Origin of the sequence: Parabacteroides faecis (assembly GCF_014647375.1) — a bacterium.
Classification (GTDB): Bacteria; Bacteroidota; Bacteroidia; order Bacteroidales; family Tannerellaceae; genus Parabacteroides; species Parabacteroides faecis.
Map to the genome: position 1 here is coordinate 61,909 of NZ_BMPB01000017.1, position 12,172 is coordinate 74,080.

The 12,172-nt window shown below is 40.4% G+C and carries 9 protein-coding genes; all 9 read left to right on the forward strand.

Annotated features, from left to right (window positions below; genetic code table 11):
- Positions 1-246: 246 nt before the first annotated feature.
- A complete protein-coding gene (locus IEY67_RS22305) occupies positions 247-885 on the forward strand; it encodes a bifunctional nuclease family protein (protein ID WP_183672422.1) in 639 nt (212 codons plus the stop codon).
- A complete protein-coding gene (locus tag IEY67_RS22310; protein WP_122375280.1) occupies positions 882-2,198 on the forward strand; it encodes a NupC/NupG family nucleoside CNT transporter in 1,317 nt (438 codons plus the stop codon). The genes IEY67_RS22305 and IEY67_RS22310 overlap by 4 nt, the downstream gene beginning before the upstream one ends.
- A 34-nt stretch (positions 2,199-2,232) precedes the next feature.
- The gene (locus tag IEY67_RS22315; protein ID WP_183672423.1) at positions 2,233-2,931 is read left to right on the forward strand and encodes a 16S rRNA (uracil(1498)-N(3))-methyltransferase; all 699 of its coding nucleotides are present in this window, start codon (positions 2,233-2,235) and stop codon (positions 2,929-2,931) included.
- Positions 2,932-3,213: 282 nt separating this feature from the next.
- Entirely contained in the window at positions 3,214-4,098 is an 885-nt protein-coding gene (locus tag IEY67_RS22320) for an AraC family transcriptional regulator (protein WP_122352065.1), read from the forward strand.
- A 237-nt stretch (positions 4,099-4,335) separates the two neighbouring features.
- Positions 4,336-5,571 (forward strand): cellulase-like family protein, encoded by a 1,236-nt coding sequence (locus IEY67_RS22325; RefSeq protein WP_229801171.1) that lies wholly within the window; start codon positions 4,336-4,338, stop codon positions 5,569-5,571.
- Positions 5,572-5,685: 114 nt separating this feature from the next.
- A complete protein-coding gene (locus tag IEY67_RS22330; RefSeq protein ID WP_183672425.1) occupies positions 5,686-8,832 on the forward strand; it encodes a SusC/RagA family TonB-linked outer membrane protein in 3,147 nt (1,048 codons plus the stop codon).
- Between the two features lie 13 nt (positions 8,833-8,845).
- Positions 8,846-10,540: a RagB/SusD family nutrient uptake outer membrane protein gene (locus IEY67_RS22335; protein ID WP_122375283.1), complete on the forward strand. Its 1,695-nt coding sequence runs from the start codon at positions 8,846-8,848 to the stop codon at positions 10,538-10,540.
- 22 nt (positions 10,541-10,562) lie between these two features.
- Positions 10,563-11,396, forward strand: coding sequence for a hypothetical protein (locus tag IEY67_RS22340; RefSeq protein WP_183672426.1), 834 nt, complete (start codon positions 10,563-10,565; stop codon positions 11,394-11,396).
- A 107-nt stretch (positions 11,397-11,503) separates the two neighbouring features.
- Positions 11,504-12,169 (forward strand): GDSL-type esterase/lipase family protein, encoded by a 666-nt coding sequence (locus IEY67_RS22345; RefSeq protein ID WP_158607088.1) that lies wholly within the window; start codon positions 11,504-11,506, stop codon positions 12,167-12,169.
- The last annotated feature ends 3 nt before the right edge of the window (positions 12,170-12,172 follow it).

The window sequence follows — 12,172 nt, forward strand, 5'->3', positions numbered from 1 at the left end:
GAGTCTTTACTGAAATATTGCTAAAACAATCTTCTTTTATGTCGAAAAAGTATGTTGGATAACATAAAATTGCATATATTTGCACTGTGTTTTTCATGGTATTAGATTTAAGGTTAGCAATGAAGATTGGTTGTCGGGAGACAACCTTTTCTTTTTTATATACCTTACTGAATCATTTTCAGCCTTTCTCCCTTTTAATTCCGAAATAATATTACTTTTGTATAGTGACTATAAAATTTATGTGGTGTGGATGCAAAAATAAAATTACGGGTTCAGGGGCTAACGAATAGTCAGATCCAGTCTGGAGCTTATGCTTTGATACTGGCGGAAGAAAACGGAGCCCGTCGTATACCTATTATAGTAGGGACCTCAGAGGCGCAGTCTATTGCTATTGCGTTGGAACATATTACGCCTCCCAGACCTCTTACGCACGATTTATTTGTGACCTTTGCACAGGCTTTTGCTATTCAGTTGCAGGAGGTTTTCATTTATAAATTCGAAGACGGGGTTTTTTATTCGGAACTATTGTTTGACGATGGTATTACCCAGATACGTCTTGACTCCCGCACATCGGATGCGATAGCGATCGCTCTTCGTGTGAAATGTGATATCTATACAACAGAACAAATTGTTTCTGAATGCGGTGTGGTTTTGGAGGAAGCTACATTGTTGGAAGATAAGGACGATGATGAATATTCTTTGCTGGATAAAGAGCCTGAAGATATAGAAGATGAGGCGGAGTTAAAGAAATGGCTTTCTCTTTTGGATGAAGAAGAATTGAGTGAACGGCTGGAAGAAGCGATTGCCGATGAGAATTACGAATACGCCAAGATGTATAAAGATGAGATACGTCGACGTGAAGAAGAAGAGGGGAACGCCAAATGATAGATCAACAGAGCGGGATCAGCTTTGAATCCCTTTTACGTGGAATATTAGGGATTGTAACGGTTCTGGCTGTGGCTTACGCTTTGAGTCAGGATCGGAAACGGATCGATTGGAAGTTGATCGGAGGAGGTCTGGTCATGCAGATCATATTTGCTTTGGCAGTTCTTTATATTCCTTTTGTGGGAACCGCTTTGGAATGGATAGGAAGAGCTTTTATCAAACTGATGGATTTTACGCAGGCAGGTGTAGGTTTTTTATTGGGACCGTATGCCACTAAAAGTAATGGCTTTATTTTCCTGATCCATTCATTACCGGTTGTTATATTCTTTTCTGCGTTGGTATCACTCTTTTATCATTGGGGTATTATTCAGCGTGTAGTAGGAGCTTTTTCCTGGGTATTGCGGAAGTTTATGAACATTTCCGGAGCGGAAGGACTGGTGACTTCCGGTAATATATTTATGGGAATGACTGAATCTCCCGTACTTATAAAGAATTATTTGCCGGCAATGAATCGGTCTGAAATATTTCTGGTTATGGTATCGGGAATGGGAACGATTGCCGGAACAGTAATGGCTACTTATATAGGAATGCTTTCGGGAGGAGATCCGGTTGCACGGGTTTTGTTTGCCAAGCATCTCATCTCAGCATCGTTGATGGCTGCCCCCGGATCGATCGTTTTGGCGAAGATGCTTTGTCCTCAGACAGAAGTTGTAGTTGATCAGGCTGCGAGTCTGGAAAAGGGTAGTTCTCATCCGACGGCATTGGATGCGTTGGCTTCCGGAACGTCAACAGGGATTCGGTTGATGGTTAATATAGCAGCCATGTTGCTGGTCTTCATTGCGTTGGTCGCATTAGCCAATTACTTGTTGGAAGGTTTGTTGGGGCGCTATACCGGATTGAATGAATGGATTGTCTCGGTGACTGACGGGAAGGCTCATGGATTGACGTTCCAGTTTATTCTGGGAATAATTCTTGCGCCGTTCATGTGGTTGATCGGTATTCCGTCACCGGATATTATGTTGGTAGGCTCTTTGCTGGGGCAGAAGACTATCCTGAATGAATTTGTCGCTTATTTTCAGTTGCAGGAATGGAAAGATGCCGGTATGTTTATGTACCAGAAATCGATTTTGATGTCTACTTATATATTATGTGGTTTTGCCAATATCTCGTCTATCGGGATTTTATTAGGTGGAATGGGAGTGCTGGCTCCGGAAAAAAAGGAGATGATTACTCGTTTCGGCTTTCCTGCCATGATTGCCGGAGCTTTGGTATCAGTTCTTTCCGCTACGATTATTGGCATGATACTCGGGTAATTGATCATTGAAAGTTGAAAATTGATAATTTGAGATGCAGATATTTTATACGCCGGATATAGCGGTGAATCCTGAATTACCGGAAGAAGAAGCCGGTCATTGTATTCGTGTGCTTCGTTTGAGTGAAGGAGACGAGATTCTGTTGACAGACGGTAAAGGCTTTTTTTATAAAGCGGCCATCAGTCGTGCCCACCATAAACATTGTGAAGTTTCTATTCTGGAAAGTTGGGAACAACCTGCTTTGTGGAATTTTCATCTTCATATTGCCGTCGCACCTACAAAAAATATGGACCGGATGGAATGGTTTACGGAAAAGGCTACCGAGATAGGTATTGATGCGATAACTTGCCTGAACTGTCGTTTCTCGGAACGGCGCGAAATTAAACCGGCCCGTTTGGAGAAAATATTGGTCAGTGCGATGAAGCAGTCACAAAAAGCGACCTTACCGGAATTGACCGGTATGATTGATTTTAAGACCTTTGTAAAACAACCGTTTGAAGGTCGTAAATTTATTGCCCATTGTGAAGAAGCTGAGAAAAAATTGCTGAAACAACTTTATCATCCGGGAGAGAATGCTTTGGTTCTGATTGGGCCGGAAGGTGATTTCAGTCCTGAAGAGATAGAATTGGCTTTACAGCAAGGATTTGAACCGATCTCATTAGGAGAGAGCCGTTTGCGGACGGAAACTGCCGCGTTGGTAGCTTGTCATACGATACATGTATTGAATCAGTAACAGCATATAGAGACAGAAAAAAGGATATGTTAACCGAAAGGATTCTTTTGGTTCATATCCTTTTTTTATTTTTCTTTGGATCATTCTTTAGTATTCTAACGGAAAAGGAGGAGATAAATAGTAGCTGATAGCTAAACATTGATAGCCGTTTTTTGCACGAATGGTAAAATACCATGATTTTATGTGAATATCGTAGAAATAACAAAATATGCTTGATCGTATATTTGTGCAAGTGACATGAGTATACTATTTGACAACCTTTTTCTTTAATAATTTAATATTATGATACCACTTTATCAGGAATTACCATTTACAAGTAATAGTTACATAAACTTCTATAAAGAGGATCTGCCGCATTTCATTGTTCCGTGGCACTATCATCCGGAAATAGAAATTATGTATATACTGGAAGGTACCGGTACACGTTTTGTAGGAGATCATATTGACAGATACCAGGAAGGTGATGTTTGTATGGTCGGTCCTAAACTGCCGCATGAATGGAGGAATGACGATGAATTCTTCAAACAGGGGGCAGGATTGAAAGCATCCTGCTTGTGTCTCTTTTTCCTGAAAGATATTTTTGAAGAAAACCTGATCCGCTTGCCGGAAATGCAAAATATACGTCAGTTGATAGAGCGTTCCAGGCGGGGAATAAAATTTATGGGTAAGTCTAGGGATGCCATAGGTTCTTTTATTCAACGATCGGTGAGTGATACAGGGGCTACCCGTATCATTAATTTCATCTCATTGCTGGAAATGATGGCTACAACGGACGAATATGAATTACTTGCCAGTGTGGGGTTTACAGAATCTGTCAATTCATCGGATTTTGAAAGATTTGATAAAGTTTACCAGTATATGATGAAGAACTTTACGAAACCCATCAAACTGGAAGAGGTCGCATCTTTGGTCGGTTTGACACCTAATGCCTTTTGCCGTTATTTCAGAGGACGGACCAAGAAGACGTTTGTCCAGTATTTGAATGACATACGTATAGGTCATGCTAAAAAGCTTTTGATAGAGGGACGTATGAAAATCTCCACATTAAGTATGGAATCCGGTTTTAATAATCTGTCGAACTTTATAGAACAGTTTAAACGTTCCACTCAAATGTCGCCATCTGAATATCAGAAAAAATTCGGAGTGAAGAACCAAAAAGTTATCTGATGCAGAAATTATGGTAAAATACCAGAATTATACGCAAGAATCAAGAAAAGAAATAGAGCTAACTGATTATATCTTTGCAATATAGATATATCGAAATGTAGTTAACAGTTATAATTCTAATAAGAAAGCCTATGGATGCAACAGTTTTTTGAATGAACAGTTTTGAGTGAAAAATACAAATTATCCCGTTTTTTAGTAATGAATATGGACAGAAGGAATTTTATAAAACATACTACTATGGCTACTTTAGGTGGTCTTGCTTCTTTTGAAACATTAAGAGCTTCTTCTTATGACAGAATAGCAGGAGTCTCTGAAATAAGTAAAAATAAAGTATCGCCTCGTGCCATTACCATGTGGGACTTTTCCTGGTTGGAACGCCGCTGGCCCGGTGCCGGTTACGAAGATTGGGATAAAGTATTGGATGAATTGCTGGAACGGGGTTATAATGCTATACGTATCGATGCTTACCCACATTTGATAGCAGAAGATCCGACCAAAAAATGGATGTTGAACGAAGTTTGGAATCAACAGGTTTGGGGTAGTCCGGATCTGAACGAAGTTCAGGTTCAGCCCAACTTGAATAAGTTTCTTGAAAAATGTAAGGAGCGTGATATTAAAGTCGGACTTTCATCCTGGTATCGTCAGGATGTAGATGACACCCGGATGAAAATAACGACCGCTGATAAAATGGCTGATTGCTGGATCTCGACTCTCAGGACCATAGAGACAGACGGATTGTTGGATACGGTATTATATGTGGATTTGTGTAATGAATGGCCGGGTAATTTGTGGGCACCTTTTTTCTCTTCCCGGTATCCGCATGTTGTGTGGGGACAATGGCATAAAGAAGAGTCTCTCCAATGGATGAAACATGCCTTGACCCGGATGAGGAAAGAATATCCGGATATGCCTTTCCTTTTCTCTTTCGATAACGGAGATGTTTTAAAATATGAAGAAATAGACACTTCTTTTTTGGATTTGTATGAGCATCATATATGGATGGTACATCAGAATAATAGCGAGTTCTATAAACTCGTTGATTATAAAGATGGACAATATTCTCCTGAAGCGTATAAAAAAGTAGTCAAAGTAGCAGAAAAGCTTTATAAGGAAAAACCTTCCTACTGGCAAAAGTTATTGACGGATAAAATAGAGCTAACTGGAATAATAGCAAAGAGAACGGGCCGTCCCCTTATTACAACAGAATGTTGGGGGATTGTGGATTACAAAGACTGGCCTTTACTGAATTGGGATTGGGTGAAGGAACTTTGTGCACTGGGTACGGTTACTGCTGCTCAGACAGGCATGTGGGCAGGGATAGCAACCAGTAATTTTTGTGGACCTCAGTTTGTCGGCATGTGGCGTGATGTAAAATGGCATCAGCATTTGACAACAATAATCAAATCGGCTATACTGGATGAATCTATTATCATGGACAATGAAGTTGCAGCGAAGTTATTGAGGCGGCTTTAGGTTTCAGTAATCAAAATTCTTATGTTAAAATATATATAGGCAGGAGCTTTTTCGTTCCCGCCAGGGAAGTTACATTAAAAAAAATAGTGATTAATCAATTAAATCAATTCTTTTATGGGAAAGAAAAATAGAAATTTTTATCTGGTTTTCATTTCCGTTTTCCTGCTTTTAGGAAATCTGCTGGCAGAAGCTCAAACGGGAAAAAACATTTCCGGAATCGTGGTATCAGAGGTCGGAAATGAACCTCTGATCGGTGTAAATGTGGTTCAGAAGGGGACGACAAATGGTTCGGTCACAGATTTGGACGGAAGATTCACTCTGACGGTACCGGACGGCAGTATTTTACAAATCTCGTATATCGGCTATCAGGAACAATTGGTAACAGTCAAGCCTGATGTTGCTATGTATCATGTTGTTTTAAAAGAAGATTCACAAGCTCTGGAGGAAGTAGTAGTAATCGGCTATGGTATTCAGAAGAAGAAACTGGTAACGGGCGCAACTGTACAGGTTAAAGGCGATGATATTCAAAAATTGAATACGGTAAGTGCCTTGGGGGCTTTGCAAAGTCAGACACCCGGGGTGAATATAACGCAATCGTCAGGTATGCCTGGTGAGGGTTTCAACGTGACGATACGTGGTTTGGGAACAACAGGTTCTTCCGGCCCCTTGTATATTATTGATGGGGTAACCGGTGCGGATATTAATAATCTGAATCCTGCAGACATCGAATCTATCGATGTATTGAAAGATGCTGCATCTGCTGCGATTTACGGTTCGCGCGCTGCAAATGGAGTAGTATTGGTGACAACTAAACAAGGACGTGCCGGAAAAGCATCGATTTCTTATGATGGGTATTTTGGTGTGCAGAATGTATATAAAATGGCTTCGACATTGAATGCTCAGGAATATGCGATGATACAGAATGAAGGTCGTTTAATGGATGGTTTGCCCGCTTATGATTTTAGTTCGATGGTACCGAACTGGGAAAGTTATGCCAATGGGACAAATAAAGGGACAAACTGGTTGGATGCTATGAGGAATAAAAATGCACCGATTCAAAATCATGCATTGAATATAACAGGAGGAAGTGAACAGTCTGTCTATTCTATCGGTATATCATACACTTCGCAGGAAGGTATTTTAGGAAAACCCGTACAACCTAAGTACGATCGTTATACATTCCGTTTGAATACTGAACATACTTTATTGAAAAATCAGGATCTGGATATTATTAAGTTTGGAGAGAATCTGACATATTCTTATAGTGAGAAATCGGGAATCTCTATCGGTAACCAGTATCAGAACGATATAAACGGGGCTTTGAAGGCAAATCCGTTTCTTCCGATGTATGATGAAAACGGAGATTATCATTATGCATTGAATTGGGATCCTACCGGCGAAAACCCGATTGCCCTGATGGAATATGCACATGGTCAGAATTTGACGAAGAAACATAATATTAAAGCCAATGCTTATGTGACCTTACAGCCCATCAAAAATTTGAAGATCAAGAGTAGTTTCGGTTTGACGATGGAGGCTAATTCTTATCGTAGTTTTGAACCTGTTTATGAATTGGCTTCAAATGTGTATAATAAAGAGAATGAAGTAACTCAGCGTATGTTTATCAATTCCGGCTGGCTTTGGGAAAATACGATAAGCTATGATTTCAAGATAAATAATGATCATAGTTTCAGTGCATTGATCGGCCAGTCCATGGAGAGAAGTGGCTTGGGAGATAATTTATCAGCCAGCAATGTTAATTCAATATTCGATGATTTCGATCATGCATATTTGGATAATACAACAGTCATCTATGCCGATAAAACGACTGTAGGAGGTTCTCCCTATATGAAAAATAAGATTTTACAGAAAAGAGGGATCGCTTCTTTTTTCGGTCGTATAAATTATGATTATAAAGAAACTTATTTGCTGACATTGGTCATGCGTGCAGATGGTTCATCCAATTTTGCAAAAGGACACCGTTGGGGATATTTCCCTTCTGTATCTGCCGGTTGGGTGATGAGTAATGAAGCCTTTATGGAATCGACGAGAAATTATCTGGATTTCCTTAAAATCCGTGCCAGTTGGGGGCAGAATGGTAATCAGGATATCGATCCGTTCCAGTATTTGGCTACGATATCTTTCCTGAAGTCCAACTATTTCTTCGGACCGGATAAACAAACTATTTCTTCCGGTGCTTATCCGGATATTTTACCGAATAAAAATGTAACCTGGGAAACTTCCGAACAATTGGATTTAGGTTTGGATGCCCGTTTCCTGGGTGGTCGCTTGGGATTCTCATTCGATTATTATATAAAGACTACTAAAGATTGGCTGGTACAGGCACCGGTTTTGGATTCTTACGGTACGAGCGCTCCTTATATCAATGGCGGAGATGTCCGGAATAAGGGGGTGGAACTTGCTTTGAACTGGAATGATCATGCCGGAGATTTTACTTATGGAGTAAACCTGAATTTGTCGCATAATAAAAATGAAGTAACCCGTATTGCTAATTCAGAAGGAATTATTCACGGAAGTCCTAACATTTTGAGTGAAGGTACTACTGAAATGTATCGGGCACAGGAAGGCTATCCTATCGGTTATTTTTATGGATATAAAACTTTAGGAGTTTTCCAGAGTGAAAAACAGATAGCGGAATATTCCGGAGCCAAATTATCCGGTACCGCTCCCGGTGACTTGATCTTTGCCGATACGAATAATGACGGAGTAATTGATGACAAGGATAAATGTATGATCGGAAATCCTCATCCCGATGTGACTATGGGATTGACTTTAAATTTAGGGTATAAAGGATTTGATCTGGGAATAACGACCAATGCCGTATTTGGAAATCAGATCGCCAAGTCGTACCGGTCGTTTACTGACCAACCGAAAGAGAATTATACCATTGATATTCTGGATCGTTGGCATGGTGAGGGAACATCCAACCGTCTGCCTCGTGTAGCATCGGGAACAAACGCAAACTGGTTGTATATTTCGGATATATTTATTGAAGACGGGGATTATTTCCGTATCCAGAATGTGACCTTGGGATATGATTTTAAAAAATTATTCCCCCGCATGCCGTTAGGGCAGGCCAGATTGTATGTAACTGCTCAAAACCTGGCAACTTTCACCAAATATTCAGGCATGGACCCGGAAATTGGATATGGTGCAGACAAAAGTTGGGTTTCCGGAATCGATGTAGGTTTCTATCCGAGTCCGAGAACATATATGGTAGGTGTTAATTTAAAATTCTAATCGATTTGAAAATATGAAAAAAATAGCATTTCTTTCATTACTCGTATTCCTTTTGACAGGTTGCGACAGTTTTCTGGACTCAGAAAACTTGGTGAAAAAAGATACGTCGAGTTTCCCTGAAACTTCGCAGGATGCATTGGATGCGTTGACCGGAGTCTATTCTATATTACCGTCAGTTAATGTCAACCAGTGTACTTTCCTGGTGTCTGAGTTACTTTCGGATGATCGCTTGGGAGGTGGAGCTGCGGTAGACAGAAGTTGGGCTGCGATGGATCAACTGAAAAAGATAAATGATGACATGTTTCCGGATTTCTGGAAAAAGATGTATCAGGGAATTTTCCGTTCCAATATGTTACTGGAAACTCTTGATGTTGTAAAAACATGGGAAAAACCGGAACTAAAGGAGCAGATCGCGGCGGAAGCCAGATTTTTGCGCGCTTACTTTTATTTTGAGTTATGCCGTATGTTTGGAACAGTTCCTTTGATCTTAACAACAGAGGCTGTGAATAATCCACGGGCTGAAGCAAAAGATTTATATGCACAAATGGCCGAAGATCTGAAATATGCAATTCAGACTTTGCCGGATAAGAAATATGAGGTAAAAGACAGTCAGCTGGGGCACGCTACAAAATGGGCTGCCGAATCGTTAATGGCACGTGTTTATTTATTTTATACAGGATACTATAAACAGGAGACACTTCCTTTACTGGATGGTGGTTCTGTATCGAAGCAGGAAGTGATCAGTTGGTTGGATGACTGTATCAATAATAGTGGTCATGGTTTGGTTTCCAATTTTGGTAATTTGTGGCCTTATGCAAACTCGGCAACAGCTCCTGATTATAAGTTTGCTACCGATAACAACTTGAGCTGGGTGGGGGACGACCAGAATAATGAAACAATCTTTTCTATTAAATATTCTTCAATGGGGAATCATTCGACCAGTATCTATTATGGGAATCAGCCGGTACTTTATTTCTCTATTCGGGAACAACCGAATTACGAGAATATATTTCCTTTCGGGCAGGGATGGGGAGCCGGACCGGTCAGTACAAATCTGGTAAGTGATTGGGAAATAAGTGAACCGAATGATTTCAGACGCGCTGCATCTATTCTGGATGTAAATAACCCGGATGAAAATATAAAAAGCTATACATGGGGAGCCAGTATGCAGATTCAGGAAACCGGTTACTGGCAGAAAAAATATATCGCAATAAATGCACACCAGGCTAAGTCGGACGGGACAACGGCATGTGTCAATTACAGCTGTATATTATACGGACGTACTCCTGACTTCCAGATCGATAATACCCAGGACCAGGTGATTATCCGTTTTGCAGATGTTTTGTTGATGATGGCTGAATTAAAGAAAGATGTCAGCTATCTGAACAGAGTGCGCGAACGTGCAGGTTTGACTCCTTTGACGGGCTATACTGATAAAGCATTGCAGAATGAACGCCGTTGGGAATTAGCCTTTGAAGGCTCCCGTTATTACGACTTGCTGCGTTGGGGAATCGCTGGTGAATCCCTGGAAAAGCAGAATGGGGTAAAGGTGAAGAACAACGGTGTGGATGATGTAATGAGTATGGGTAATTTGACACAACGTATTCAGGAAACAGGTGGTTTTATGCCTATTCCTAAAACGCAGATAGATTTATCGGCAGGGGTGCTTGAACAAACTCCGGGCTGGGGTAACGATGCATTGTATTAATCAAACAGTTAAATGGAATTATATGAAAAAGATAATGATCGCTCTTTTTTCATTACTGGCAATATTTCAATTGTCTTGTAATCCAATAGAAGAGGAGCATAAACAAGGTAGTATTGTCGCAGAGAGCGAATTGAATTTGGATGTTTATCCGCTGACGGAAGGTGGAAATAAGATTGTAATGATAAATAAAACTCCGATGGTCGGATCACATTGGAATTATGGTTCAGGCATTTCTGTTCGTCAGCAGGATACGGTTCTGGTCCCCTTTTTAGGAGAAAAAGAGATTGTTTTTACGGGAATTTGTGCTGGTGGAACAGTTTCGACAGTACGTAAAGTGACTATCGACAATATTCTTTATCCGATAGAAGATGAATGGGCGATTTTTGCCGGTACGGACAAAGAAGGTAAATCATGGATGTGGGATTATACCAGCCCGGATGATGTTGTTTGGGGCAATGGCGGTTATCCTGGTAATACAGCTCCGGCCTGGGCAACGATCAAAGCTGGAGATATGGACCAGCAAGATCCGGAAGTAGGGAAAGACGGTGTCATGCATTTCGATTTGAACGGTGCGGCGAATTTCACAAAAATAAGCCAGACTGGAAAAGTCGTGGAAAGTGGTAGTTTTAATTTTGATATGACCAAGCAAAAAGTAATGGCAGACGGGACGCCTTGGTCTATCGGTACGTTGACTATTGTGAATGGAACAATTTTGAAAGGCGTTTCTCCGAATGAAGGTGGAAAGACTATTCATGAATTCGATATCCTGAAGTTGACAGAAGACAAAATGGTATTGGCTCATGTATTGTCTAATGGTTGGGAAGCCTGGTTCTGGTGTTTTAAAGTCAAAAAATAGGGAGAAAGGAGCATGTCGGGAATAAGAATGAGTAACGCTCATCGATTCCCGGCATATCTCCGGTATTTGTGAGGTGTTGAATGTGCAGTAAAGAAAGGTTAGTTGGCATGAAAAAGATAGTTCTGCTTTGTGTTTTACTCTGTCATTGCATTTGTGTTTCGGCGCAATATGAACGGGCGCAGCAATGGGAGGAAAAGATTCAGGAGTTAAGAGATAAAAACGAAAAAGAAGGAATCAAACAAGGTTGTGTTTTATTTATAGGTAGCTCTACGTTCACGAGATGGGGAGATACAGAGAAATATTTCCCTAATTCTGTAGTGGTGAATCGAGCATTTGGAGGTTCCATGATGTGTGATCAGATCTATTATTTCGATGAAGTTGTCAAACCTTTTAACCCTCGGCAAATAGTTATTTATGAGGGAGATAATGATTTGAATGAGACGGAAACAACTCCGGAACAGTTTATGGAAGATGTGATTTGTATGTGCCGTCTCATTCATTACCATTATCCGGAGTGCCGTATCTTACTTGTATCGATCAAACCTTGTCCGGCCCGGGTAAAATCTTTTGAAAAATATAAAAGAGCCAATCATTTGATGGAGGAATATGCTGCATTGTATGATTATATGGATTATGTAAGTGTCTGGGACAAATTTGTCGATGAGAAGGATCGTCCTGTCATGAAATATTTTACCCAGGACCATATTCACATAACTCCTGAAGCATATCTTCTTTTTAAGGAGGTGATGGAAGATAAATTGTTGAAAAAGTAGAAT